The sequence below is a fragment of the Ascidiimonas meishanensis genome (genome assembly GCF_037782385.1).
GTDB classification, from domain to species: domain Bacteria; phylum Bacteroidota; class Bacteroidia; order Flavobacteriales; family Flavobacteriaceae; genus Ascidiimonas; species Ascidiimonas meishanensis.
Genome location: NZ_JBBEXD010000001.1, coordinates 678,480 through 703,431, shown reverse-complemented (window position 1 = coordinate 703,431; position 24,952 = coordinate 678,480). Strand labels below are relative to the sequence as shown.

17 protein-coding genes are annotated in these 24,952 nt (G+C 36.2%); 6 read left to right on the top strand and 11 right to left on the bottom strand.

Annotated features, from left to right (window positions below):
* Positions 1 to 40 precede the first annotated feature (40 nt).
* The 10 genes from WBG07_RS03040 to WBG07_RS02995 form a co-directional block, all read right to left on the bottom strand.
* A complete protein-coding gene (locus WBG07_RS03040) occupies positions 41 to 1,708 on the bottom strand; it encodes a proton-conducting transporter transmembrane domain-containing protein (protein ID WP_340199006.1) in 1,668 nt (555 codons plus the stop codon).
* Between the two features lie 608 nt (positions 1,709 to 2,316).
* A complete protein-coding gene (locus WBG07_RS03035; RefSeq protein WP_340199005.1) occupies positions 2,317 to 3,036 on the bottom strand; it encodes a hypothetical protein in 720 nt (239 codons plus the stop codon).
* A gap of 177 nt (positions 3,037 to 3,213) precedes the next feature.
* Positions 3,214 to 4,011 (bottom strand): dienelactone hydrolase family protein, encoded by a 798-nt coding sequence (locus WBG07_RS03030; protein ID WP_340199004.1) that lies wholly within the window; start codon positions 4,009 to 4,011, stop codon positions 3,214 to 3,216.
* A gap of 134 nt (positions 4,012 to 4,145) precedes the next feature.
* Complete coding sequence (locus tag WBG07_RS03025; protein WP_340199003.1) at positions 4,146 to 5,483, bottom strand: M28 family peptidase; 1,338 nt, start codon at positions 5,481 to 5,483, stop codon at positions 4,146 to 4,148.
* 13 nt (positions 5,484 to 5,496) lie between these two features.
* Positions 5,497 to 6,672, bottom strand: a complete 1,176-nt coding sequence (locus WBG07_RS03020) for a nuclear transport factor 2 family protein (RefSeq protein ID WP_340199002.1) — start codon at positions 6,670 to 6,672, stop codon at positions 5,497 to 5,499.
* A 108-nt stretch (positions 6,673 to 6,780) separates the two neighbouring features.
* A complete protein-coding gene (locus WBG07_RS03015) occupies positions 6,781 to 8,583 on the bottom strand; it encodes an acyl-CoA dehydrogenase family protein (protein ID WP_340199001.1) in 1,803 nt (600 codons plus the stop codon).
* A gap of 27 nt (positions 8,584 to 8,610) precedes the next feature.
* On the bottom strand, positions 8,611 to 9,795 hold the full coding sequence (locus WBG07_RS03010) for an acetyl-CoA C-acyltransferase (protein ID WP_340199000.1): 1,185 nt from the start codon (positions 9,793 to 9,795) through the stop codon (positions 8,611 to 8,613).
* Between the two features lie 54 nt (positions 9,796 to 9,849).
* Positions 9,850 to 12,255, bottom strand: a complete 2,406-nt coding sequence (locus tag WBG07_RS03005) for a 3-hydroxyacyl-CoA dehydrogenase/enoyl-CoA hydratase family protein (protein WP_340198999.1) — start codon at positions 12,253 to 12,255, stop codon at positions 9,850 to 9,852.
* A gap of 13 nt (positions 12,256 to 12,268) precedes the next feature.
* Positions 12,269 to 12,721, bottom strand: coding sequence for a MarR family winged helix-turn-helix transcriptional regulator (locus WBG07_RS03000; RefSeq protein WP_340198998.1), 453 nt, complete (start codon positions 12,719 to 12,721; stop codon positions 12,269 to 12,271).
* Between the two features lie 162 nt (positions 12,722 to 12,883).
* On the bottom strand, positions 12,884 to 14,659 hold the full coding sequence (locus WBG07_RS02995; RefSeq protein ID WP_340198997.1) for an AMP-dependent synthetase/ligase: 1,776 nt from the start codon (positions 14,657 to 14,659) through the stop codon (positions 12,884 to 12,886).
* 450 nt (positions 14,660 to 15,109) lie between these two features.
* Between WBG07_RS02995 and WBG07_RS02990 the strand changes: the two genes are divergently transcribed.
* From WBG07_RS02990 to WBG07_RS02965, 6 genes are all read left to right on the top strand, one after another.
* A complete protein-coding gene (locus WBG07_RS02990) occupies positions 15,110 to 16,465 on the top strand; it encodes a hypothetical protein (protein ID WP_340198996.1) in 1,356 nt (451 codons plus the stop codon).
* A gap of 145 nt (positions 16,466 to 16,610) precedes the next feature.
* Positions 16,611 to 17,102: a hypothetical protein gene (locus tag WBG07_RS02985; RefSeq protein ID WP_340198995.1), complete on the top strand. Its 492-nt coding sequence runs from the start codon at positions 16,611 to 16,613 to the stop codon at positions 17,100 to 17,102.
* 20 nt (positions 17,103 to 17,122) lie between these two features.
* Positions 17,123 to 17,845: a CsgE family curli-type amyloid fiber assembly protein gene (locus tag WBG07_RS02980; RefSeq protein WP_340198994.1), complete on the top strand. Its 723-nt coding sequence runs from the start codon at positions 17,123 to 17,125 to the stop codon at positions 17,843 to 17,845.
* Between the two features lie 5 nt (positions 17,846 to 17,850).
* The gene (locus WBG07_RS02975) at positions 17,851 to 18,249 is read left to right on the top strand and encodes a curli production assembly/transport component CsgF (RefSeq protein ID WP_340198993.1); all 399 of its coding nucleotides are present in this window, start codon (positions 17,851 to 17,853) and stop codon (positions 18,247 to 18,249) included.
* 12 nt (positions 18,250 to 18,261) lie between these two features.
* The gene (locus tag WBG07_RS02970; RefSeq protein ID WP_340198992.1) at positions 18,262 to 19,614 is read left to right on the top strand and encodes a CsgG/HfaB family protein; all 1,353 of its coding nucleotides are present in this window, start codon (positions 18,262 to 18,264) and stop codon (positions 19,612 to 19,614) included.
* 30 nt (positions 19,615 to 19,644) lie between these two features.
* Complete coding sequence (locus tag WBG07_RS02965; RefSeq protein ID WP_340198991.1) at positions 19,645 to 21,132, top strand: carboxypeptidase regulatory-like domain-containing protein; 1,488 nt, start codon at positions 19,645 to 19,647, stop codon at positions 21,130 to 21,132.
* Between the two features lie 41 nt (positions 21,133 to 21,173).
* Here the strand turns inward: WBG07_RS02965 and purL are convergent, their stop codons facing one another.
* Entirely contained in the window at positions 21,174 to 24,842 is a 3,669-nt protein-coding gene (purL, locus tag WBG07_RS02960) for a phosphoribosylformylglycinamidine synthase (RefSeq protein ID WP_340198990.1), read from the bottom strand.
* Positions 24,843 to 24,952: the final 110 nt, after the last annotated feature.

Here is a 24,952-nt window from a genome sequence, read left to right as displayed (position 1 = left end):
TAGTTTGATGCGAATTATTAACTATAATAGTTGGTGTGTCTTAGGCAGGTTGTTCTTGATAATCTTCTATGGAGATTACTTCTTGGTTGTTGATGTAGTCTACGCTTTCTATTACCTGTGGCTTTGTTTGTGTGCCATGAGCATATAAAGCGCGTACCATTCTGTCAAATACCGTATTGATGTAGAATCCGTTTCTTAAGTGAACAGCGATGGCACTGTAAAAAGGTGAAGTTGTTAGTACGGGTGCTAGTATTTGAAGGAATACCACTGCCGCAAAGGCAAATAACAATACACCTACTAAAACCATCTCCGTAAAGTTGGGTCTTACCAATTCCGGCACTTGTGAATCCAGTAAAAAATGCATTGCAGACTCTAAGGAGAAAAATGCAATGGTTACCAGTATGGCCATAAAAGAAGCCCTCAGTATGAGTTGGATGCTTGCTGTTGAATCTAAAGCAGTAGTAAATATTTTGGAAAGCCCTAGGGTAATAATGGCGCCAATAACCAGTAGTGAAAGTTCATTTACCGGATCAATACCCCAAACAAAAGCAAAAGCTGTATAAGTACCTAATGCCAGCAAGATCCCCAGAAGTATTCTGGAAGGATTGCCCATTCTTTTGGCAGCGGTGATCTTATTAGCACGTATCACATCTATTACACTACCGGATGATAAAAAGGAATGCGCTTTATAAAAAGAATGCGCAACCAAATGCAACATAGCAGCAGGATAAACGCCTAATCCGCAAACTAACAAGCTGAATCCCATATGAGCTACACTGGAATATCCAAGAGCTGTTTTAATAGAGGTTTGTGTAAGAAACACCACGGAGGCAAATAAAGCAGTGAATCCGCCTAAAACAATTAGTACCAAAGGGGCATATACACTAGCTTCCATTACAAAAGCCATTCTAATAATTAGAAAGGGACCTGCATTCAAAAGCCCTGCATGCAGCAGAGCGGAAACAGGGGTAGGGGTTTCCATGACCTCGATAAGCCAACCGTGAGTAGGAAATTGAGCCGACTTTAACAATGCGGCACCTGCAAGTAAAAGTGCTACAAACTCTATTCCATCTAGAGAGATTCCAGCAGTTATACTGTTTTGTATCTGCTGAAAAATAATTTCTAAATTACCAGTACCAAATTGATTGAATAACAGAATTACCGCAAGGAAGAGGCAGAGGTCTCCTAATCTGGCGAGAATAAATTTTTTGCGCGCTGCGATAATAGCACCCGGTCTTTCTCTATAGAAAATTAATAGACGGTGTAAAGACATACTGGTGAGTACCCAAGACACAAATAATAAACCTAGATTCCCAGAGAGTACTAAGAATTGTACAGAAGCGATGGTGGCTGCAAGCCTGCCAATAAAAATACCCTGACGATGATCTCCGTCTAAATAATTAAGGCTATACCTTACTACAATAAATCCTAGTAACGCAATCATCCCTAACATTAGCATACTCAAAGCATCCAGTCTTAAGCTAAAGCCTAAATCATCATACCCCATAAAAGCAGTTTCAAGCAATCCGTTTTGTATCACAAAAAAACTACAGATTGTAGCAATTATAATATTTACAACCGTAGCGGTAACACTTAGTTTTTTAAGTAGTTTTGGACGCATACCCGTTTGAAACCAGGAGACTACTGCAGTGATAATAAAAAATAGAGGAGCTATGATGGCAATGAGGGCTACTAAATTTTCATTCATGACATTTACTATTTTATTGGATTACTGGTTTATGAATCATTTTGTTTGGTCTTGATACTAGCATTCGTTTTTTGCCGAATTGTTCTGTGATCTTACATTTATGCCGCCTCTTTAAGAAACGATTATGAACGGTACAAAGCTCTTTAAAAAAATTGATAAATTTTTATTTATATTTATTATGAAGATCATAAGTATTTGCTTATGTTTTAGAAGGAGTGTCAATTTCAGCTTGTTTTCTGGTTGATTGAAAAACAGCTTTTAGGTAGCGGTTAATCTGAGGTTGTACACTAATTTTAAGCGTTCTTAACGCATTTAAGACCTTTGAAGAAACTTATGAATAGGTAGCAGTTGAATTAGGTACTTTTATTTTTGTCTATCTGGGGTAAGCCTCCGTTAAAACCAAACTATTTAAAAAAATATAGAACTATTTTAATTTTTAACTAAAATAGTTGTTGCTAGCTTTATGATATAGGTTTATTACACGCATAGAATGAAGAGATAGCCTATACAAGAGCTATTTAAAATAAGGAAATTAGCGTATATATGCTGAGAAATGCGATAAAGACCATTACGAACTTTTAAGTGCTATTTTGATCTTCTTTGATACCCTAGAATTCAGTTTGATGGTATTCAAATTCACGAATGACTATTTTATAAGGTTCTTTTGCGTCTTCAGAACTATAGTCGTGCCTCTTTATCCAATTATTCTTTTCATCAAAGTCTAAGTATTCATATCTCTCAAAAGAAAGTACTTTTCCTTCCAGACTCATTTTTTTTTGGGACTGTAAATTTCCATTTACATCATATTCATAAAATAACAAATATTCAGATATTCCTTCTTTTTGAACCTCTTTAATCTTTTGTTTAACTAATATATGGTCCGCTAATAAAGATTTACCTTTTTTTATTACTTTGCCTTCCGCATCAAAACTAGTAAAGTCTTTTTTCTGGTCAGATAGTTCTTTAATTTTAGTTTGATGAATTAATTTTCCAAAGTTGTCAAATAATAACTCTTCAACTAGCAGTTTGTCTTTTCTTTTAGGGATAATTTTAAATATTTGTTCATTTTGGTCACCATAATATTCAGCCAAGATATAATTACCATCGTAGTCAAATATTACTTTATTATTTCCATAATTGGCAATCCGACCTTTCTTCCATTGTCCGGCTTTTAAGACCGGTTCATAATGTTTTTCAAAATAAGAACTCACTTCTCCTTTGATTCCTGATTTATGTAGGTCATTCACCTTAACTTCCTTGGTACAAGAAACCGTAAAATTTAAAAGTAGGATGATTATAAATAATTTTATAAATATTTTAATATTCATATAGGCCGTTTTAACTTTTAATGCTATTGATAAGTAAATGTTTACTTGGTTTTCACCATAAACACATGTATGCATTAAAATTACTAAAATGTAATGTTTTTTTAATTTATTTTTTTAGAATTGAATGGAAAGTTCTTTTTTCTTTCTGATTTGACTAAAAAATAGGAAGAAAGACCTTTAGTATTGTAAAATTTCTATCAATTTACTCCAAGCTTTCCGGGCAGCTTTTTTATTGGGGCTGTCTTCGTTTTCATCTTCTGCACGTCGCATAAAGGCATGGCCTGCCCCTTCATAGATTTCATAAGAATAAATTTTGTAAGCCGTTTTCAAGATTTCTTCGGTAGGAGCAATGGTAGCATTTACCCGGTTGTCATTACCACCATAAAATCCATAAACAGGAATATCAATATTCAGCAAGCTTTCTTTTTCCTTGGGTGCCGTTCCATAAAAAACAATAGCCTCTTCTAAATCGGGATTATTTGTAGCATACTTAAAACTTTGAGATCCTCCCCAGCAAAAACCAACTACCGAGACTTCACCGTTACCAGCTTCTACTGATTTTGCATGCTTAAATACAGCATTAAGATTACTAGTTACTTTTTCTGGATCTAAGGAATAGATTGCTTTTCGCGCCTCATCTGTATTTTTAAAATCGGTTGTTTTGGCAATAGAATCATTGGTGTTAGAGAGTAAATCTGGAGCAATAGCAATAAAACCTTTTGCTGCTAATTGATCGGTGAAGAGTCGTGCCCAATCATTGAGACCTCTGTTTTCATGTATTACAATTACTACTTTGGCTTTATCTGCCACTTCTGGGAATGCAACAAAACAATAGAGTTCTTTAGTACCATTTTCAATTGTTATCCACTCATGATGTCTTGGTGAGGCAGAAAGTTTCTCTGCATAGGTTTGTTGTGCAGATGCATTCGCAGCATACAGCACCATAACTATTAATAGGATGTTAAAAGTTTTCATAGCATTTAATTAAAGTTGGCTTGGCTTAATTCTGACTCGTTTTTCTGTGGGTTCTAATTTGTTTTTTTTAGACCTTATGGGTTTGTTGGCGTCTCATTTTGTATTCATACCATCCAGATGGAAGCTACTAACTTTTATCTAAAAACCCCTGATGGGAATACAACCATACTTTCATAACCGTTTTTCCCAACCGCGGCAACACCAAAATAATAATTGTCTATTACAATCCCTTCTAAGGTGATAGCATCTACATTACCTACAAAACGGCTGTTATCCCAAGTAGGAGAGGTGGTCAATCGCCAATACACTTTATAGCCCATTATTTCAGAATCTTCTTCTTTTTTCCATCGTAATTTGGTAGAAGCTTCTACAATACCACCTATTTCTACTTCTTTTGGTGCTGGCGGTGCAGCGGCTAGACTCGCCAAATTAATAGCATTAACAGCAGTTAATTTTTTGGCATAGGCAAAGTTTACACCTTCAATCACATCACCGTATTTAATTCCGTTTTCTTCGCGAATGTTTTGATGCTGTCTATTATAGTTTTCATGCGCCTCCATAATCCGGATGCCTGCGAAGCCCAAATCATTAAACGGGCGATGGTGACCGCCACGCCCAAAACGATCTAGGCGGTAGATCATCATAGGGTTCATTTCGGGCATATAGGTTTTTACTGTTTTATGTACATAGCGTGCTAACTGCCTTGAGATTCCGTCTACTTCACCTCCATAAAACCTACGAAGTCTTCGCTCTCTTTCGGTTTCAGTAGGTGGTACAGGTTCTGAAAAAATACGAAACGTACGGTTGTCAATTACGCCATCTACTCCTTCAATATTTCCAATCATATCGTTATTGAGAATACCTATAATCTCCCATCCTTTTTCCTGAGCATGTTTGGCGAGACCAGCACCTCCAAAGAGGCCTTGTTCTTCTCCTGAAAGACCTACATAGAGAATGCTACTTTCAAATTTGTATTTAGAAAGTACCCTTGCAGCCTCTATAGCGCCTGCCATTCCAGAAGCATTGTCATTGGCACCAGGAGCATCATTGGTATAGTCTAATGGATCTGAATTGCGGCTGTCTATATCACCACTCATAATGATATAGCGGTTAGGATATTTAGTACCAGTTTGCACAGCGAGTACATTTACGATATAGGCATCTTTTACAATTCTTGGTCCATCTCCTTTTTTCACAAAGTCTTTTTGATAGAACACATTCAAGCATTCATGACAATCTTTGCTTATTTGATCAAATTCTTTTTTGATCCACCTTCTGGCTGCTCCTATTCCCCGAGTATTGGAAAGGGTATCACTAAAGGTGTTTCGGGTGCCAAAATCCGCTAAGATGTTGATGTCTTTTTCAATTCTATCGGCAGAAACGGCATTGATAATCTCATAAATCTTTTGATCTGTTTGCGCATTTACCAAAAAGCAACATAGTATGCTGAGTACAAAAAGTGTCTTTTTCATTTTTAGTGGGTTTTTATCTAATAAAAGTCGCTTTGGTAATTTTACCGTTAGATACTTCATAAATAGCAATAATGTATAATATTTGTCCGTTTCTAGTAATTTCTTCATGGTCTATGACCGTGTTTCCCTGTACGATTCTATTTTTAATATTTGAATGAAGATCTGGAGTGTTTTTGAACATTTCCTCATATCTTTTTCGCAGGGCATATTTACCTTTACTTATAAATTTATGGGGAAATTCATATAATTCTGCCTGGTCGTCAAAGGTGTCCAGAAAGGCGTAAATATCTCTTTTATTGTAAGCTTCCAATTGTGCTTGTACCACTATTTCTGGCGGTTGCTCTGTAACAACGACTGCTATTTTATTTCCCGATGGATTTACCGCAAGCCTACTGATGCCTCTAAGTCCAAATTCTGCAAGGTTTTGCCCGTAGTTCCAATTTTGATTTACAGATGGATTATATTCATAAATTTGAGAGCCTTTTGAAACTAAAGCTACTCCGGCGGGGGTCCAGCACATGTCTTCTGCTCCTTCTGGCATTTTAACTAGAAATTCTATTTTTCCGGTAGCCGGATCCAAAGATCGCAGTTCCCAGGGTTCACTACTTTTACTTACATAGCTTATGAGATTGGTGCCGGGAATTTTATGAAGAGAGCGCCCTATATTTTTTTGATAAATGATATCATTCTTTTTCTCTAAATCTGAAACTACTAAGGAAGATTGCGCTCCTAAAACAAAAGATACCACAGTATGATTATCATACCAGACATGATAGCCCACTTTTAGGCTATCCCTCAAGGCTTTAAAAATACCGGTATCCATATCGTATACATACAATAATTGCTTCCCATCTTTGTCAAGCCTAATAGCAGAAACCAAGGCTTTTTCAGGGACTTTTAAAGGTGAATATTCACTGCCATCTGTTACACTAAGCCAGGTTTCTTCTTTGGTTCTAATATTCATTTTACGAATATCTGTCTGCCCATTTCTGGTAGAAGAAAACAGGAGTGTTTCATCGTCAATGAAGGAAGGCTGATTGTCATAAACACCTGGATTGTTTGAGATATTTACTGGATTGGTTAACCCAAATCCCGGGGTATAATCAAAAACATAAACTTCTGTATTTGTTTGGGAATTGCCACTTATATACAAGAGCATAAAACACAAAAGAAATAAAACTTTTTTCATGAATTCAATTTTGGTTAAAGGTACTAAAAAACGCCCTGAATTTTCAGGGCGTTTGGGTACTCTTGTTTTATACATTGTTATGATCTAAAAACTAAGGAAGCTCAAATACTAAAAGCAATAGTTGTTCTCTTCTGAAAGTTTTTCTGCAATCTCGTTTCTCAATTTAACAATATTGGGTAAATTGGTATATTTAGTAAACCGTTTAAGTCCCATTAACATCATTCTCTGTTCATCGCCTTCTGTAAAAGAAGCAATTGCTTCTTTGCCTTTAGAACCTATCTTTTCAACCGCATGGAAAAGATTTAACTTCGCCATAGCTATTTGATGTTTTTGAGATTCCTCACCAAATCTTTTGGCATTTTTCTCCGTTCTAAGAATGGCAGATTCTGCCATATATACTTCAATGAGAATGTCTGCTGCCGCCATTAATAATTGTTGATGCTCTTCTAATTGGGGTCCGTATTTTTGAACACCCGCACCCGCGACCATTAAAAATGCCTTTTTAAGTTTTGCGACGAGTTCTTTTTCTTCTGCAAATAATGCTGAATAATCAGGAGTGTCAAATGAAGGAATTCCCATTAACTCATCTGCTACACTTTTAGCAGGGCCTAATAAATCTATATGACCCTTCATCGCCTTTTTGATCAACATTCCTACGGCAAGCATTCTGTTAATCTCATTAGTACCTTCATAAATTCTTGAAATTCTTGCATCTCTCCATGCAGACTCCATGGGGGTATCTGCCGAGAAGCCCATTCCTCCAAAAATTTGGATACCTTCATCCGTACAATTTTGTGCATGTTCTGAAACCGCTACTTTAAGAATAGAACATTCAATAGCATATTCTTCTACACCTTTTAACTCTGCGTCTTGATGTGAATTGCCCTCTGCTACTCTTATAGCGATTCTATCTTCAATATCTTTTGCTGCCCGGTAGCTTGCAGATTCACCTACGTAGATACCAGTGGCCATTTCAGCCATTTTTGATTTGATGGCACCAAATTTTGCAATGGGTGTTTTAAACTGAATACGTTCATTAGCATATTTAATTGATTCTGTAATGACTCTTCTCTGAGCGTCAAGACAAGCAGCAGCCAATTTAATACGACCTACATTTAAAGCATTCATGGCTATTTTGAATCCGTTTTGTCTTTCGGAAAGCATATTTTCAACGGGCACCTTGGTTTCGTTGAAGAAAACCTGACGCGTAGAGGAGGAGTGAATCCCCAGTTTATTTTCTTCTTCTCCTAAAGTAATCCCGTTTTCAGGATCATTCTCTACAATAAAACCAGTGATATTCTTATCATCTTCAATACGGGCAAATACAATAAAAATACTAGCGAATCCAGCATTTGAAATCCACATTTTTTGTCCGCTTATCTTATAATGCGTGCCGTCTTCACTTAAAACTGCTTTGGTTTTACCACTATTTGCATCCGATCCTGCGCCTGGCTCGGTAAGGCAATAAGCGCCAAACCATTCTCCTGTAGCGAGTTTTGGTACGTATTTCTTTTTTTGAGCTTCGGTGCCATATAAGGTAATAGGCATGGTTCCAATACCAGTGTGCGCTCCAAATGCAGTAGCCACAGATCCGGTAGCTCCAGAGATATAATCACAAACGAGCATAGTGGTTACAAACCCCATTCCTAAACCATCATATTCTTCTGGAACAGATACGCCTAATAGTCCGAGTTCACCAGCCTTACGCATAATTTCTTCGGTAAGTGCATAGTCTTTTTTTTCAAATTTTTCTTTATTTGGCCATATTTCACGGTCTACGAATTCTTTTACAGAATCTCGCATCATTTGTTGTTCTTCTGTAAAATCTTCTGGAGTGAAAATATCTTCTGCTTTGGTTTCTTTTACTAGAAACTGACCTCCACGTGTTAATTCTTTATCTATTGTTTCCATGTCTCTTGTATAATCTGTTAGTTTCTTTTAATTTAAAAATTCATAAATTCCGGCAGCACCTTGTCCGGTTCCTACGCACATTGTTACCATACCGTATTTATCGCCTCTTTTTCGCATTTCATCAAATAATTGTACCGAGAGTTTTGCTCCCGTGCACCCTAGCGGATGTCCTAAAGCGATAGCACCTCCATTTACATTTACAATTTCTTGATTAAGATTTAACTCTCTGATAACAGCCAATGACTGTGAGGCAAAGGCTTCATTGAGTTCTATTAAGTTAATATCGTTTAATTTCATTCCGGCCTGTTTTAAGGCTTTTGGAATTGCTTTAACCGGACCTATTCCCATAATTCTTGGTTCAACTCCTGCAGCTGCATAGTTTACCATACGTGCAATAGGTTCCAGATTTAATTCTTTAACCATTTCTTCGCTCATTACCAGAACAAAGGCTGCTCCATCACTCATTTGAGAAGAATTACCGGCAGTAACACTTCCACCTGCCGCAAATACTGGGCGTAATTTTCCAAGCACTGCTTTGCTAGTGTCTGCTCTAGGACCTTCGTCTGTGTCTACCGTATAATTTCTGGTTGCTTTTTTTCCTTGAGCGTCCACATAGGTTTCCTCTATGTTGATAGGAATAATTTGTTCTTTAAATTTTCCTTCACTAAGTGCTTTTAGTGCTTTTTGATGCGAGTTAAAAGCAAATTCATCTTGATCTTCTCTGGATACTTTAAATTGGTTTGCTACCGCTTCTGCGGTAAGACCCATACCCCAGTAGTAATCTTCATGACCTTCTTTTGCAATGCTATAATCTGGCACAGGCTTGTACCCTCCCATAGGAATATAGCTCATGCTTTCTGCACCTCCTGCAATAATACAATCTGCCATACCCGCTTGAATTTTTGCCGTAGCAATACCAATGGTTTCTATACCAGAAGCGCAATATCTATTTACAGTAACACCGGGTACGTCTTCAATTTTTAATCCCATTAAAGAAATAAGCCGTGCCATATTCAAACCTTGTTCTGCCTCTGGCATGGCGTTGCCTACAATAACATCGTCAATTCGTTTTTTATCTAACTGCGGGATGTCTTTTAGCAGATTTTCAATAGTCTCTGCTGCCAATTCATCAGGTCTTTTGAAACGAAACAGACCTCTGGGAGCTTTACCAACTGCTGTTCTATATGCTTTAACAATATATGCTGTTCTCATTTTATGTTTTTTAATTTGTGATCTTCTATTTTTAAAACCTTCGTTAAATAATGCTTAATTTCTAAGCGGTTTTCCTGTTTTTAACATATGCTGAATACGTTCTAGAGTTTTTCTCTCTGTACAAAGCGAAAGGAAGGCTTCTCTTTCTAAATCAAGAAGATACTGCTCACTTACGTAATTAGGTTCTGAAAGATCTCCTCCAGCCATCACATAAGCCAGTTTGTTAGCAATCTTTCGGTCGTGTTCTGAGATATAATGACCTGCTTCCATTGAGTCTGTACCTACTAAAAACATGCCTAGCGCTTGTTTTCCAAGTACTTTTACATCGGTTCTTTTAATAGGTTTGGTATACCCAGCTTCTGCCATTAATAATGCGTGTTTTTTAGCTTCTGCAATCTGGCGATCTTTGTTAACCACCACTATATCTTTTCCTTTTTGAAGAATTCCTAAGTCAAAAGCTTCATAGGCAGAAGTTGATACTTTTGCCATACCAATGGTGAGAAAGTATTCCTGTAAAACATTGAGTTCTACATCATTTTTACGGAAAGTATCTGCTGCTCTAAGGGCAAACTCTTTAGAACCACCCCCACCTGGAATTACACCAACGCCAAATTCTACAAGCCCTATATAAGATTCTGCCGCGGCTACTACCTTATCTGCATGCAGGCTCATTTCACAACCGCCACCCAGCGTCATACCGTGAGGTGCAACAATCACCGGAATGGAAGAATAGCGAACACGCATCATGGTATCTTGAAACATTTTAATAGCCATGTTTAATTCGTCATACTCTTGTTCTACTGCCATCATGAATATCATTCCAATATTAGCTCCCACTGAAAAATTGGCTGCCTGATTTCCAATCACTAATCCCTGGTATTCTTTTTCAGCAAGATCAATAGCTTTATTGATTCCTTGTAAAACGCCACCCCCAATAGTGTTCATTTTAGAGCGAAATTCAAGATTTAGAATTCCATCACCTAAATCTTCTACAATAGCCTCAGTGTTTTGCCATACCACTTTGGAGTCTCTAATGTTATCCAGAATAATAAACGCATCTTGCCCAGGTTTTTTAACTTGTTGTTTAGAAACGATATCGTAATAATAAGTTGCGCCCTCTTTTACCGTATAAAAGGAGGTATTTCCTGAGGCGATCATTTCATTTACCCAAGGTGCTATTTCTAGACCTTCGGCTTTCATTAATTCAATTCCTTTTTCTATTCCAATACTATCCCATATTTCAAAAGGGCCGTGTTCCCAACCAAAACCCGCCTTCATAGCGTCGTCTATACGATACAACTCATCTGAAATTTCAGGGATTCTGTTTTGTACATAAGCAAACATAGCAGCGAAATTCTTTCTATAAAATGTGCCTGCTTTGTCTTTTCCACTCACAAGTACTGGAAAACGATCTATTACATTATCAATAGTTTTAGTGAGTTCCAAAGTGGCAAAAGAAGCTTTTTTACTTGCTCTGTACTCCATAGTCTCTAAATCCAAAGCGAGAATGTTACGCTTGCCATCTGCGGAGGTTTCTTTTTTATAAAAGCCTTGCCCGGTTTTACTGCCTAACCATTTGTTTTCCATCATTGTACTAATGAAATCAGGAAGTTTAAAAAGCGCATGGGCTTCATCTTCCGGACAGTTTTCATAAATACCGTTCGCTACATGTACCAGTGTATCAAGACCTACAACATCTACAGTTCTAAAAGTAGCCGACTTAGGTCTTCCGATAACAGGACCGGTGAGTTTATCTACCTCTTCCACTGTCATTCCTAATTCTTTTACCTGATGGAATAGACTCTGAATTCCGAAAATACCAATACGGTTTCCTATAAATGCAGGAGTGTCTTTGGCTAATACGGAAGTTTTACCTAAAAATTTTTCCCCGTAATTCATTAAGAAATCCGTTACACTCTGGTTGCAATCGGGTCCAGGAATTACCTCAAATAATTTAAGGTAGCGAGGAGGGTTAAAAAAGTGTGTAACTGCAAAATGTTTTCTAAAGTCTTCACTTCTTCCTTTATTCATAAACCCTATAGGAATACCAGAGGTGTTTGAAGTAATGAGCGTACCAGGTTTTCTGTGTTTTTCAATTTGTTCAAAAACCTTTTGTTTGATATCAAGACGTTCAACAACCACTTCAATAATCCAATCTACTTCACTTATTTTTTGAAGGTGATCTTCCAGATTGCCAGTTTGTATTCTTTTGGCAAAATCCTGATGATAAATAGGGGAGGGTTTAGACTTAAGTGAAGCTTTAAGGTTATCATTAACCATGCGATTTCTAACCACTGGGTCTTCTAATGTTTTGCCTTTTGCTTTTTCAGCATCATTCAATTCACTTGGTACGATGTCTAACAATAAAACTTCTACTCCAATATTTGCAAAGTGACATGCAATACCACTTCCCATAATACCGGAACCTATTACAGCAACTTTATTGATTCTTCTTATCATTCTAATATACTTGTTAATTAGTTGTAATTTCTTTTGTGTAAATTTTCTTCTCTGCGATAAGGTCAATGATGGTTTGGGTAACCTTTAAAAAACCAGCAATATCTTGTTCTGAAACATTTTCTTCAATAACATCATTGAAATGGATAACCACTTTTTTAGAGACATCTCTTTTTTCTTTTCCAAAATCGGTTAAATGAATAAGAACACTGCGGCCGTCTTCCGGATTTGGTTTACGCTCTATGAGAAGTCTTTCTTCCATTGTTTTCAATATTCTTGAAAGACTGGTAGCTTCCATACCCATTTTTGGACCTAAGGCAGTAGAAGGAGTTCCTTTCTCAGGGTCTATGCTTAATAAAGTAAAACCGGTAGCCATCGTACTATCAAATTTTCCGGCTTCTTCATTATACATTCTCGCTACTGCTTGCCAAGCTGCGCGCAAAAAATAATCTAATGTTTTTTCTTTCATACGAATATATCAAGTTCAAAGATATTAAAAATTTACTATGCATGCATAGTAAATACTTTAAATTATTGTAAATTCTTAAAAAAATTGTTTCAAATAAACAATATGAAAAAAAAACTCCCTAATGAATAAGGAGTTGACAGTAGACTTGTTAATGAGGATTTACTAATTATGGTTATATATTTTATCATATAAGTGCTTATACTTTTCTTTGATAACCCTACGTTTAAGTTTCATAGTAGGAGTGAGGTGACCTTCGTCAACACTCCATATTTCTGGGGTAAGTTCAAACCTTTTGATTTGTTCCCATTTTCCAAAGCGTTGATTGTAAATATCTATCTCTTCCTGAATACGTTCTATAAGGGTTGGATTGGAGATAAAGTCTTTGGGTTCTCCTTTCAATTCTAATTGGTGTCTTTTGGCCCATTCGTGTACAAAGTCAAAATTTGGCTGTACAAATGCTGCAGGCATCTTTTCCCCTTCTCCTATAACCATGATTTGTTCTATAAAACGTGATTGTTTCATTTCATTTTCAATAAGTTGAGGTGCAACATATTTTCCTCCAGAGGTTTTGAACATTTCTTTTTTACGGTCTGTTATTCGAAGAAACCCGTCTTTATCTACTTCTCCTATATCACCTGTGTGGAAGTAATCGTCCGTCATTACCTCAGCTGTTTTTTCGGGATCTTTGTAATATCCCATCATTACATTGGGGCCTTTGCATAAAATTTCACCGTCTTCCCCAATTTTAATTTCTACTCCTGGAATAATCTTACCTACAGTTCCTATTCCCCAGCCGCCATTGCGTTGATCATTTACTGAAATAACTGGTGAAGTCTCTGTTAGACCATAACCTTCCATTACAGGAATTCCTGCTGCTCCAAATACGCGCCCTAGTCTAGGCTGCAAGGCTGCGCTTCCGGAAACCATCATTTCCAATCTGCCTCCTAATGCTTCCTGCCATTTACTAAAGATTAGCTTTCTTGCAATGGCTAATTGAAAGGCATACCATGAACCATTTCTATTATAGGGTTCAAATTTTAAAGCAAGGTCTACCGCCCAGAAAAAAAGTTTTTTCTTGATGCCAGTTAATGCGGCACCTTTTGCATATATTTTATCGTATACTTTTTCAAGTAAACGGGGAACCACTGTCATCACATTAGGTCTTACTTCTTTTAGGTTGTCACTCATTTTCTCTATAGACTCTGCAAAATGGATGGAGATTCCGCAATATTGATATAGGTAGGAGACCATTCTTTCAAAAATATGGCACATGGGAAGAAAACTCAATGCAATTGTTTCTGGATCTAGTGGAACTCTTTTTGCACTTGCCAAGACATTAGAAACTATATTATTATGAGAGAGCATTACTCCCTTAGGTCTTCCTGTTGTGCCAGAAGTATATATGATAGTGGCAAGGTCTAATGGATTTACTTCATTTTTTCGTGTTTCAACTTCCTGTTGATTGTCTTTGTCTATTCCTAGTTCCAATACTTCTTTCCAGCTCTTTTCTTCGCTAACATCGTCAAATGTATATACTCCTTTAAGTGTAGGCACATTCTTTTTAATAGCATTTAACTTGGTAAGAATTTCTTGATCTGAAACAAAGCACATTACAGACTCTGAATGATTTAATATGTATTCATAGTCTTTCTCAGAAATGGTAGGATAAATGGGTACATTTTGGGCGCCAACTTGTAAAGCTCCTATATCAAGAATATGCCACTCTGTTCTATTTGCAGCAGAGATGACAGCAATTTTATCGTTTTTTTGAATTCCTAGTTTCAGGAGTCCCCGGCTCATCTGATTTGCTTTTTCCACATATTCGGCAGATGATGTTTTCATCCAATCGCCCTCACTTTTAGTTACTAATGCGTTGGGTAGATTGAATTGTTCTAGTTGATAATACGGAAAATCAAACAGGCGGGTGACTTTTGTCATACTATTATGTGCTATTAAAACGAATTCGCAAATTATGAAAATTAACTTCTAAATTCAATAATACTATTAAAAAAAGATGATGTTTTTAGTTAAGTTTTAGATATTTCTTAAAATAGTTGACTTTACATCAATCAGTGGTTAATGCAAAAATTGAGATCATATTATTTATTCTTCCTACAAATATGATACTAATGTAGTACATACTAATGGCAAAATTAAATTTTTCACTTTTTATCGTAAAGAATAGGTTTCTTAACGAAAATTGAAGAGAAAAATAACAAAATTTTATATTGTAGTAGGATTTATCTCTATATTTGATAAGTTTCAACCCAGAACTTACTTCACAGATTATTTTAAACTTATTTGATTCCTACAGAGCTTTATCACCTTATAACATGCTTGTGGTTAAAACTTAGTTAACCTTAAATTTTTATTAAAACCAATTAAATTATGAAAAAATTTTTATTAAGTGCATCATTTGTTATGGCGGCAGTTGCGGTTTCAGCGCAGACTAATAATAGCGCTGTGGCAACCTCAGGAGAAAACAACATTGCCACTGTAGATCAGATTGGTAATGATAATCGTTCTACTGTTGCGCAAGATGGTCTTGCAAATACAGCTACCGTTAGACAAGGATCAGATCTTTTTATTGCTGGTTACGCAGTAGCAGAGCAATCTCAAATTGGTAATGACAATGTTGCTACGATTGAACAGGAAGAATTCAACAATACTGCAGTTCAATCTCAAGATGGAGAAGGTAATATTGCTACTGTAGAACAAAACTTAATCACTTTTGGAGAAGGTAATGAGGCTTCTCAAGCTCAGGTTGGTGTTGAAAATGATGCCGTCACTTTGCAAAATGGTATTGGAAATGAAGCTAGCATTAGACAAGGTTCAGATTTATTTGTTTCTGAAGGGGGAGTTGCATTTCAAGAGCAATTTGGTACTTATAACCAGGCATCTATCGCACAAGAAGAGTTTGATAACACTGCTACTCAATTGCAAGATGGTGAAGAAAATGAAGCCATTGTTGAACAAAACTTATTCTTTTTTGGAGGAGGAAATACAGCTACTCAGACTCAACTAGGTGATGCAAATGTTGGAATCACTTATCAAGATGGTTCTGAGAACGAAGCAATTATTCAACAAGGTTCTTTCTTCTTTGCCTCTAATGAAGGTTTTGCAGGGCAGATTCAGGAAGGTGATAACAACTTTGCCATTATTACTCAAGAGGAACTTGCTAACGAAGCAGTTCAATTTCAAACTGGGGCAAATAATATAGCAGAGGTAGAGCAGAACCTATTCTTTTTTGGAGGAGAAAATGAATCTACACAAGATCAAACTGGTGATGATAACGAAGCATTTACTTTTCAAGATGGTACAGGTAACACGGCTACCACTACTCAAGGTAACTTTTTCTTTACCTCAAGAACTGGTTTCGCCCTTATTGAGCAAATAGGAGACGAGAATACAGCATCTATAAGACAAGAAGAAGATTTAAATGTTGGTACACAATTTCAATTAGGAGATGGCAACACAGCTAGTATCACACAAAACAATCTTACTTTTGGGGGTGAAAACCTTGCGGTTCAAAATCAGTTTGGAGATTTTAACTTCTCTAGTGCTACACAAAACGGATCTTTGAATAGCAGCGATATTCTTCAATTTGGAAATAACAACTCTTCTACGGATGTACAAAGTGGGTTGAGCAATACAGCTACTACTTTTCAGGATGGAGCATTCCATGTGAGTACAATTTCACAAAATGGAACAAGTAATATAGCGACTGTAAATCAGTCTAATTAATCATTGATTAATAGCCAACAGAATGGGAATACTTTATTGTATTTCCATTCTGTTAATTTTATACATACATTTTTTTTAGAGGTTGAAAATCGATATTTTTAAACTTTAATTAATACAGTTTGATTCACCTGTTAATTATGTTGGAATGAATAAACTTCTATTTATACTTTTTTTATGCTGTAGTTTTCAAATAAACTTTGCGCAACAGACTGAGAATCTTACAGACAATATTACCCAATTAGATCAAATTCAATATTTGGATGCGGGGATGAACAATGCGTTTTTAAATCCTATTACCAATAACTCTCAGGTTTATATTTTACAGCAAGGTGCATTTAATAGTGCAACCGTAACTTCCATAGGTTCAGATATTGAAATTTCAATATTACAGAATGGGGATAGGAATGCAGCTACCGTAAAAACGGAAAATGTATCCCTTCAAGAAAATATTCTTCAAAATGGGAATAACAATAGTGTTATATCCTATTATTTTGGGTATGATCAACCAGTAACCTCAGAAGTAATTCAAAATGGAAATAACCTTACACTTGAAAAATATGGAGTGAATTCCTATACAGATCGTATAAGAGTTAATATGGAAGGTAATTCCAGAACAGTCATTATAAGAAGCTACTAACAACTTTACTGGCTATTGAAGTGAAATTATTCCTTTGTTTTTTATCTTTTACTTTTATTTCAGTATCAACATACGCCCAAAAAAATAGCGATGGTATTATTGCTTTTTTAAAGGTTGATGATAATGACGGTGTCTTTGCTATTCAGGCATTGGTTAAAAATGATTCTACTTTATTCAAATCATTAAAGTATGAGTTAGCTGTGATTAAAAGTAAACTTGAAAGCAAGGAAAAACCTAAAAGAATTGCTACCCAAGGTAATTTTTCTATCAATCCTTCTGAAGTTAAAGTCTTAGAACAAACCTTTGTAGAGTTTGAAAAAGAAGAAGATAAAATTATTGTATTACTTTTACTATACGAAGGAGAAAAGATAATTACAACAGACAGGAAAGTTTTTTTGAATACTAAGAGCCAGAATAAACCTGTGGTGGATGATGGGATAGAAATTAAAGGTTTAGTTATTGACAATGTAGTTTCAAAAGTGGGGAAAGACTTTTATGATTTATTTTACCGCCAGTACTCACTTAGAAATATAAAGAGTGGGAGTTTAGTAACCATAGAAGAACAACTGGGGATTGGAATAGGCACTCGTATTGTTGTAAAAGTTGATGAAGATATTGTTTTTGAAGGTTTTGCACGACCCAACGAGGAGTATCTTGAACAAATGGCAAATGCTGTTGTAGGAAAGGTGCTTAAATACCTTGAACAAAAAAAGAAACAGAAAGAATATATTAACCAATATTAGGACAAATGAAGTATAGCATATTGTTTTTACTCACATTTTTTGTGACTTTAGAAGCTTTTAGTCAGCAGATGGTGTACAGACCTAAAAATCCTGCTTTTGGCGGAGATACGTTTAATTACAATTGGTTATTGAGTTCTGCTGAAGCACAAAATACTTTTACCGAAGATGTTGGCTCTCAAAGTAACTCTGAAATTGATGAATTTACAAATAATCTCAACAGACAGCTTCTCAATCAGTTGTCAAGAAATTTATTTTCAGAACAATTTGGTGACCAAGGTCTTGAAGAAGGAACTTTTACCTTTGGAAGTCTTTTTCTGGAAATTTTCCCAACCAACGAAGGGCTTACCATAGATATTCTGGATACCAATACAGGAGAGAAAACCCAAGTTATTATTCCTAATTAATAACCGTTTTAGATGATAAAGAATTACAGAGGTATTTTATGCCTGTTTACCACTTTTTTAATGACATCTTGTGGTACTTATTTTAATCAACCATTTGAAACACAAAAAGCAAGATTAGGTGAAGTTACAGTTGCTAATACTGAACTTGCTAATCTTCCAGCCGCCAAAGAAAAAGTAGTAGTTGGTGTTTATAAATTTAGAGATCAGACTGGTCAATACAAACCTGTAGAAAATGGAACTAGCTGGAGTACAGCGATTACGCAAGGTACGACCTCAATTCTGATAAAAGCATTGGAAGATTCTAAATGGTTTACGCCCATTGAAAGAGAAAATGTTGGAAATCTTCTCAATGAGCGGCAAATAATTAGAACAACTCGTCAGCAGTATAGTAATAATAGCAAGGCTAAAGAACAGCCACAACTTCCACCTTTATTGTATGCGGGAGTTTTATTAGAAGGCGGAGTTATTTCATATGATTCAAATATTGTAACAGGTGGAATAGGCGCTCGTTACTTTGGTATTGGTGCCTCTACACAATATAGACAAGATAGAATTACGGTTTACTTAAGAGCTATCTCCACACAAAATGGTAAAATTCTTAAAACGGTATATGTTTCTAAAACCATACTTTCTCAGGCAGTGGATGCGAGTGTTTTTAGATACATTAAATTCAAACGTCTACTGGAAGCAGAAACTGGATTCACTAAGAATGAACCTGTGCAGCTAGCAGTAACAGAAGCTATTGAAAAAGCGGTTTCCTCTTTAGTGATTGAAGGAATTGAAGACAAAATATGGCCACCAGCAGATGAGGAAGCGGGAAGTTTGGCTGTGAAAAATTATAATTTAGAAAAAGATCTTTCTGAAGATACAGGTTTGCATGAGAGATTATTTAAAGATAGAAGATCAAAAAATGCGGTTGGGATAGCTGCAGTGGGGAGTTTAATTGACGGTGATTTTGGAGATGCACAATTACAATCTGGAGTTTCCTTAAATTATAAACGAAAAATCTTAAAAGGCTTCTATCTTTCTGGTGAAACCGGGTTATTTTCCTTAAAAAATGAAAATGTATTTTCTAATAGTTTCCTTTCATTAGGCCTTGATGCAGTATATATAGTTTTACCTTATGATCGTTTTTCACCCTATATAACCGCCGGTACAGGAGTTTTTGGGACTACTAATTTTGATGATATTACTTTTAAAGTACAATATGGGTTAGGACTGGAATACATGGCTGCTAAAAACCTAGGAGTAAAATTGTATGGAGAACAAAATATTTCACTTGACGATACCTTAGATGGTTTAGATCGTGGAAAACGAAATGATTTTTTCTGGCGCTTTGGTTTAGGTATTAATTATTATTTCTAAATAATCGCTAGTACGCATAAAGAAACAAGAATGATGAAAAAAATAATTTATGTACTGTTCACTTTCTCAATACTAATTTCCTGTAGTGAAGATAAAGTGGATACATTCGTTACCGGAGAAATCTCTGGAACTGTAGTAAGTGATGGCGATAATGAGCCTATTGAAAATGTGAAAATTTCTACTTCTCCTAATAGTAAAACTGTTTTTACCAATGCTAATGGAGAATTTACATTGGAAGAAGTGCCAACAGGGGATTATTCTTTGAAAGCAGAAAAAGACGGTTGGGTTACCAATTTTGAAGCGGTTTCTTTAACCGAAAGTGCCACTGTAACCGTAATTTTTGAACTAGAATTAGAGACAGCAACTAATAGACCACCAGCAACTCCAGTGCTTATTACGCCAACAGATTTGGCGATAGATGTTCCTGTAGAACAACAATTTGTATGGAATGCTTCAGATCCTGATGCTACTGATGAGCTTACTTTTACTTTGGAAATAAAGAATGCTCAGGATGATGAAATTTTAAAGATAGAATCTTTGACCGATACTGTTTACACGGTTTCTGATCTTGATTTTGGAACAAAATATTTTTGGCAAATAACGGTTTCTGATAGTATTAATGAACCTGTATTGAGTAAGATCTCTAGTTTTACTACTTTAGATAATCCAGAAAACAGGTTTCATTATGTGCAGCAAATAGGTGGGAATAACGTAATTATTTCTTCAAACGAAGATGGAAGTACACAATTTCGCTTAACGGATGAGAATCAAAACAGCTATAGGCCCAAAAAGAATCTTCAGGCAGGCAGAATTGCATTTCTGAGAAATATAGGGGCACAAACACATTTGTTTACTTCAGATTTAAGTGGTGATGATATTAGACAAGTCACACAAGCTGTTCCAGTTGCTGGATTTAATTTAAATGAGATTGAATTTGATTGGTCTTCTAACGGATCACAACTCATTTATCCTAGTTTTGATAAGCTTTATAAAATTAATAAAGATGGAAGCGGACTTGAATTGGTATTTCAAACTTCCGATGGTAGTTTTATCACTAAATGTGCATGGAGTGAAGATGGTTCATTTATTGCGTTAACAAGTAATAATAGTGATGGGTATAATGGTAGAATTTTCACGATTGATTTAAATGGAAATATTACCAAGACCCTTTTAAGTGGCCTTAATGGAGCTATGGGCGGTTTAGATATTTCAATAGATGGGTCTCAGGTGCTCTATACCTATGATGTTTCAGGTTTTGAAAATAATAGCTATCGTAGATTAGATTCAAGAGTATTTGTGTATACACTAGCTTCTGATGCTGTTGCCGATCTTTCTATAGATAAACCAACAGGCACGAATGATTTAAATGCTAAATTTTCTCCTAATAATGCAGATATTATCTTTGAAAACACTTCTAATGATGGAATTTCACCTATTCAGATTGTAAGAAGAGCAGCTTCCGGGGGCGGAAACCGTTTTACACTATTTAACAATGCATCAATGCCAGATTGGCAATAAATAAGATTATTTGAAACAGAATTAATTGCTGAATAATTTAATTATTCAGCAATTTTATTTTCTAACCATTCTCTAGCATTCACAAAAGCTTGCAGCCAAGGGGATACTTCATCATTTTTTCGATTCTCTGGATAATTAGCCCAATTCCAAGGGAAGGTAGACCTTTCAAAATGCGGCATAGTAACCAAATGTCTTCCATCTACAGATGCCATCATAGCTGCATTATAATCTGAACCGTTAGGGTTTGCAGGATAGCCTTGATATCCATATTTCGCCACAATATCATATTCCGAAGAGTCGTAAGGGAAATTAAATTTGCCTTCACCATGTGCAGACCAGATGCCTAGAGTAGCACCCGCCATATTCCCTAGCATTACAGAATTATTGGGCTGAATTTCTACCGATGTAAATACGCATTCAAATTTCCCTGAATCATTATGTAACATAGCTGGCTTTTGTTCATGCTCCGGATTAATCAATCCTAATTCAATAAAAAGTTGGCAGCCATTGCAAATTCCTACAGAGAGCGTGTCTTGACGTTTAAAAAAGTTATTAAGGGCGTTTTTAGCTTTTTCATTATATAAAAAGGCACCTGCCCATCCCTTGGCAGAACCAAGTACATCACTATTACTAAAACCACCTACAGCTCCAATGAAATGAATATCTTCTAGGTTTTCCCTTCCCGAGATAAGATCTGTCATATGTACATCCTTCACATCAAATCCAGCTAAATACATGGCATTCGCCATTTCTCTTTCAGAATTACTGCCTTTTTCTCTTAAAACCGCTGCTCTTAGCTTTCGCGGAGTTGTAATAGCAGGCTTTTTACCGTTAAAATCACTAGGAAATTCAAATGCGAGAGGTTGGTTTTTATAATTAATAAATCGTTCCTCTGCTTTGGCAACTCCAGATTGCTTTTGGTCTAGTAGAAAAGAGGTTTTATACCACATATCCCTTAAGAAGCTAATAACAAAGGAGTAATTCTCGGTATGATTCTTTAATTGAAGATGGTCTCCAGATAGTGTATAGCCAATTTTATGAAAGTTTATTTGATTCTCGGTGAGTATTGCTTCCGCTTTTTCATCTGCTTGAAAAACAATACCAGCATTTTCACTAAATAAAACTTTAATCGTGTCAGCTTCATTCAGAGAAGATAAATCAATAACGGCACCCAATTGGTGTTCTGCAAAACACATTTCTAATAAGGTGGTTATTAATCCACCACTTGAAACATCGTGCCCAGCATATATCAAATCACTTTTAATGAGCTCTTGCAGGCTTTCAAAAGCATTTTTAAAGTGAGGAATATCTTGAATAGAGGGAGTTTCATTGCCAATAGTATTACCTATTTGAGCAAAAGAAGAACCACCCAATTTATAGGAGTCTGATGATAAATTGATATAATAAATAGGTGCTTGGTTGCGCTTAAAAACAGGCTCTACAACTTTGGTGATATCATTGCAATTTGCAGCAGCGGAGATGATTACGGTGCCTGGGGCGATTACATCTTCATCTTTGTATTTTTGCTTCATAGACAAAGAGTCTTTTCCAGTAGGAATATTAATTCCTAAATCAATAGCAAAATCAGAACATGCTTTTACCGCATCGTAAAGACGAGCATCTTCACCTTCATTTTTACAAGGCCACATCCAGTTAGCAGATAAGGAAATACTTTTAAGTCCTTCTGCTAAAGGCGCCCAAACAATATTTGTTAATGCCTCTGCAATACTGTTTTGACTTCCGGCTTTTGCATCAATCAAAGCGCTAACAGGGGCATGACCTATAGAGGTCGCTATTCCTTCTTTGCCTTTGTAATCTAGCGCCATTACGCCCACATTGTTTAATGGTAATTGTAAGGGACCCGTACACTGTTGTTTGGCAACTTTACCACCTACACATCTATCTACTTTATTGGTAAGCCAGTCTTTACAGGCTACCGCTTCCAATTGAAGCACTTGTTCTAAATAAGACTGGAGATTTGATGAATTATAGGTAACTGCTAGATAATTACGTTTGATTCGGGTGTCTTCAAGAATAGTCTTAGGCGAACTCCCAAACATATCTTCTAATTTGAGATTCATTGGTTTCTTGCCAGTTGTACCTGATTCAAATGTGAATTGATGATCATTAGTCACTTCTCCTACGGTATACATAGGCGATCTTTCTCTATCTGCGATGGTACGGAGTTCTTTTTCATACTTACCTGAGATTACCAATCCCATTCGCTCCTGTGATTCATTACCGATAATCTCACGGGCAGATAGGGTAGGGTCACCTACTGGTAATTTATCCAAATCTATTTTCCCTCCAGTTTCTTCCACTAATTCAGAGAGACAGTTAAGATGGCCGCCAGCTCCGTGATCATGAATGGAAACAATATGATTTTCTTCACTTTCTACCATACCGCGAACGGTATTGGCAGCCCTTTTTTGCATTTCGGGGTTAGAACGTTGTACCGCATTGAGCTCTATGCCACTGCTAAACTTACCTGTATCTGCAGAAGATACTGCAGCACCACCCATTCCAATTCTATAATTGTCTCCTCCAAGAATGACAATTTTATCCTCTTTTTGAGGAGTATCTTTAATGGATTGTTCTTTTTTGCCATAACCAATTCCACCAGCCAGCATAATAACTTTATCATACCCAAGTTTTCGTTTTTCTTCCGGATGCTCAAAGGTTAATACTGATCCAGTAATCAATGGTTGGCCAAATTTATTGCCAAAGTCTGAGGCTCCATTAGAAGCTTTCACAAGAATATCCATAGGGGTTTGATACAACCAAGGACGCGCTTCCATTGCATGTTCCCAAGAACGATTTTCTTCCAGCCGTGAATATGAGGTCATATAAACTGCACTTCCTGCCAGAGGTAAAGAACCCTTCCCGCCAGCGAGGCGGTCTCTTATTTCACCACCACTTCCGGTAGCAGCACCATTGAAAGGCTCTACGGTTGTGGGGAAATTATGTGTTTCAGCTTTAAGAGAAATCACCGATTCAAAGTCTTGCTCCTGATAAAATTCAGGAATATCGGGTCTTTTAGGTGCAAATTGTGTGACTATAGGTCCTTTTACAAAGGCAACATTATCTTTATAGGCAGAAACAATACCATTGGGATGTTGCTTTGCCGTTTTTTTAATAAGTTTAAAAAGAGATTGTGATTGTTCTTTTCCGTCAATAATAAAAGTTCCATTAAAAATCTTATGTCTGCAATGTTCAGAATTTACCTGAGAAAAACCAAAAACTTCAGAGTCGGTAAGTTTTCTATTTAGTTTAATGGCTAAGTTTTCTAAATAGTCAACTTCTTCAGTACTTAATGCTAATCCTTCTTGTTCATTGTAGGTTGCAATATGGTCTATATCTTTAATTTCCTCTGGTGCGATATTCACGGTGAAAATCTCCTGATTCAATCCAGCATATTTTTGAGATAACATGGTGTCGTAATCAGAGGCCTCTTTACTTGAAGGGATAAATTCTTCAATTCTGATAATGCCTTGAATCCCCATGTTTTGGGATATTTCAACTGCATTAGTACTCCAAGGAGTTACCATTGCTGCTCTGGGACCAATAAAAAAATCCGCAACAGCGGATTCATCAATTTGTTGGGTGTTTCCAAATAGCCAGATAAGTTTGCTAATATCTTTTGGGGAAAGCTTAGATGCTGATTCAACGGCATAAACTTTACTTTCTGGATTACCAAAGAAAATAATCATAAACAGGGAATATTAGTTGGTTCTTTTTCCGAAAGTGCAAATTTAATCAATTCAGCGAAAAACTAAGACTATCTTAGGATACAAGATATTCAATTTAGTTAACATTTTTG

Excerpts from the sequence above, each read along its gene's own strand:
- WBG07_RS02990 (WP_340198996.1), top strand. The coding sequence starts at position 15,110 with ATGAAAAAATTTTTATTAAGTGCATCATTTGTTATGGCGGCAGTTGCG.
- purL (WP_340198990.1), bottom strand. The coding sequence starts at position 24,842 with ATGATTATTTTCTTTGGTAATCCAGAAAGTAAAGTTTATGCCGTTGAA.
- WBG07_RS03015 (WP_340199001.1), bottom strand. The coding sequence starts at position 8,583 with ATGGAAACAATAGATAAAGAATTAACACGTGGAGGTCAGTTTCTAGTA.
- WBG07_RS03030 (WP_340199004.1), bottom strand. The coding sequence starts at position 4,011 with ATGAAAACTTTTAACATCCTATTAATAGTTATGGTGCTGTATGCTGCG.
- WBG07_RS03005 (WP_340198999.1), bottom strand. The coding sequence starts at position 12,255 with ATGATAAGAAGAATCAATAAAGTTGCTGTAATAGGTTCCGGTATTATG.
- WBG07_RS02985 (WP_340198995.1), top strand. The coding sequence starts at position 16,611 with ATGAATAAACTTCTATTTATACTTTTTTTATGCTGTAGTTTTCAAATA.
- WBG07_RS02970 (WP_340198992.1), top strand. The coding sequence starts at position 18,262 with ATGATAAAGAATTACAGAGGTATTTTATGCCTGTTTACCACTTTTTTA.
- WBG07_RS02975 (WP_340198993.1), top strand. The coding sequence starts at position 17,851 with ATGAAGTATAGCATATTGTTTTTACTCACATTTTTTGTGACTTTAGAA.
- WBG07_RS02995 (WP_340198997.1), bottom strand. The coding sequence starts at position 14,659 with ATGACAAAAGTCACCCGCCTGTTTGATTTTCCGTATTATCAACTAGAA.
- WBG07_RS03020 (WP_340199002.1), bottom strand. The coding sequence starts at position 6,672 with ATGAAAAAAGTTTTATTTCTTTTGTGTTTTATGCTCTTGTATATAAGT.
- WBG07_RS03040 (WP_340199006.1), bottom strand. The coding sequence starts at position 1,708 with ATGAATGAAAATTTAGTAGCCCTCATTGCCATCATAGCTCCTCTATTT.
- WBG07_RS03025 (WP_340199003.1), bottom strand. The coding sequence starts at position 5,483 with ATGAAAAAGACACTTTTTGTACTCAGCATACTATGTTGCTTTTTGGTA.
- WBG07_RS03035 (WP_340199005.1), bottom strand. The coding sequence starts at position 3,036 with ATGAATATTAAAATATTTATAAAATTATTTATAATCATCCTACTTTTA.
- WBG07_RS03010 (WP_340199000.1), bottom strand. The coding sequence starts at position 9,795 with ATGAGAACAGCATATATTGTTAAAGCATATAGAACAGCAGTTGGTAAA.
- WBG07_RS02965 (WP_340198991.1), top strand. The coding sequence starts at position 19,645 with ATGATGAAAAAAATAATTTATGTACTGTTCACTTTCTCAATACTAATT.
- WBG07_RS03000 (WP_340198998.1), bottom strand. The coding sequence starts at position 12,721 with ATGAAAGAAAAAACATTAGATTATTTTTTGCGCGCAGCTTGGCAAGCA.